The sequence below is a fragment of the Streptomyces muensis genome (assembly GCF_021474425.1).
Lineage (GTDB): Bacteria > Actinomycetota > Actinomycetes > Streptomycetales > Streptomycetaceae > Streptomyces > Streptomyces muensis.
The window spans coordinates 1-2129 of record NZ_JAKEIP010000528.1 but is presented as its reverse complement, the minus strand read 5'-3'; the positions used below and the strand labels follow the sequence as shown (position 1 = coordinate 2129).

1 protein-coding gene is annotated in these 2129 nt (G+C 68.1%); it reads right to left on the bottom strand.

Annotation, left to right across the window (positions count from 1 at the left end; genetic code table 11):
• Positions 1 to 45: 45 nt before the first annotated feature.
• Entirely contained in the window at positions 46 to 1830 is a 1785-nt protein-coding gene (gcl, locus tag L0P92_RS44020; RefSeq protein WP_234768745.1) for a glyoxylate carboligase, read from the bottom strand.
• Positions 1831 to 2129: the final 299 nt, after the last annotated feature.

Sequence of the window (2129 nt, the reverse complement as noted above, 5' to 3'; positions counted from 1 at the left end):
CGGCTGGACCGCCCCTTCTGTGTCCGGGCGGGTGGAGCGGGCGCGTCAGACCTTCAGCGTCCTGATGGACGTGGGCGCGTGCTCCGGCTCGGTCGCGATCTCCTCGAACTCCACGACGTTGCTGATGTCGTTGGTGGTCGACATGGAGATGTTGGTGACCCGCTCCAGGATCGCCTCGACGACGACCGGCACCTGGTGCTCGGCGGCGAGCTTCTTGGCCTGCTCCAGGGCCGCGCCGAGCTCCGCCGGGTCGGTCACCCGGATCGCCTTGCAGCCGAGGCCCTCGGCGACCTTGACGTGGTCGACGCCGTAGACGCCGAGCTCGGGAGAGTTGATGTTCTCGAACTCCAGCTTGACCTGGAAGTCGATGTCGAACGCCCGCTGCGCCTGACGGATCAGACCCAGGTAGGAGTTGTTGACCAGGACATGGACGTACGGGATCTTGTGCTGCGCGCCGACCGCCAGTTCCTCGATCATGAACTGGAAGTCGTAGTCGCCGGACAGCGCGACGACCTGTGCCTCCGGGTCGGCCTTGGCGACACCCAGCGCGGCCGGGATGGTCCAGCCGAGCGGGCCGGCCTGGCCGCAGTTGATCCAGTGCCGCGGCTTGAAGACGTGCAGCATCTGGGCGCCGGCGATCTGCGAGAGGCCGATCGTGGAGACGTACCGGGTCTCCGGCCCGAAGGCCTTGTTCATCTCCTCGTAGACACGCTGCGGCTTGATCGGGATGTCGTCGAAGTGCGTACGGCGCTGGAGGGTCGCCTTGCGCTCCTGCGCGGAGGCCGCCCAGGCGGAGCGGTCGGGCAGCCTGCCGGCCGCCTTCAACTCCCGCGCGACCTCGACGAACAGCTCCAGGGCCGCCTTCGCGTCGGAGGCGATGCCGTAGTCCGGGGCGAAGATCTTCCCGATCTGGGTGGGCTCGATGTCGACGTGGACGAACTTGCGGCCGGCCGTGTAGACGTCGAGCTTGCCGGTGTGGCGGTTGGCCCAGCGGTTGCCGATGCCGAGGACGAAGTCGGACTCCAGGAAGGTCGCGTTGCCGTAGCGGTGCGAGGTCTGCAGGCCCACCATGCCGGCGTTCAGCTCGTGGTCGTCGGGGAGCAGGCCCCAGCCCATGAGGGTCGGGACGACCGGGGTGCCGGTCAACTCGGCGAATTCCACGAGCAGTTCGGCGGCGTCGGCGTTGATGACACCGCCGCCGGCGACGATCAGCGGCCGCTCGGACGCGTTCAGCATCCCGATCGCCTTCTCGATCTGGGCGCGGGTCGCGGCCGGCTTGTAGGCGGGGAGGGGCTCGTACGTCTCCGGGTCGAACTCGATCTCGGTGAGCTGGACGTCGATGGGGAGATCGATGAGGACGGGGCCGGGCCGCCCGGACCGCATGAGATGAAAGGCCTGCTGGAAGACGCCGGGAACCTGGGCGGCCTCGAGCACGGTCACGGCCATCTTCGTGACCGGCTTGGCGATCGAGGCGATGTCGACGGCCTGGAAGTCCTCTTTGTGGATCACGGCGGTCGGCGCCTGGCCGGTGATGCACAGGATCGGGATCGAGTCGCCGATCGCGGAGTACAGGCCGGTGATCATGTCGGTGCCTGCCGGGCCGGACGTGCCGATGCAGACGCCGATGTTGCCCGGGTGGGTCCTCGTGTAGCCCTCGGCCATGTGCGAGGCGCCCTCCACGTGGCGGGCGAGGGTGTGGTTGATGCCCCCCGAGGCCTTGAGGGCCGCGTAGAAGGGGTTGATCGCCGCGCCCGGCACGCCGAACGCGTTGCTGACACCCTCGCGCTTGAGGATCTCGACTGCCGCTCGGGCAGCGGTCATACGAGCCATTGAGTACTCCTGCTCCGGCTGTCGGATTCGCACTCCCGTCGCGCCCCGCGGTGAGCAATTCCGTGACGATGTCGGTTCCGCGCTGCTTTCCACATTGCGGAAACACTTTTCTACTATCTGGAAGCAATGTAGGTGGGCCGGTGAAGACCGTCAAGGGGCGGACAACCGGCCGCCCCTGGAGGACGATGGGAGCGCTGTCCCGATACGAGGTCGTCCTGGAGTGGGCCATGTCCCAGAGCGTGACGGTGCGCTGCCCGGCCTGCCGCCGGGAGCACCTCTACGCGGCCCCCGTCTACCCC

Bases quoted from the DNA above. Each gene is read 5' to 3' on its own strand.
- gcl (WP_234768745.1), bottom strand. From the start codon at position 1,830: ATGGCTCGTATGACCGCTGCCCGAGCGGCAGTCGAGATCCTCAAGCGC.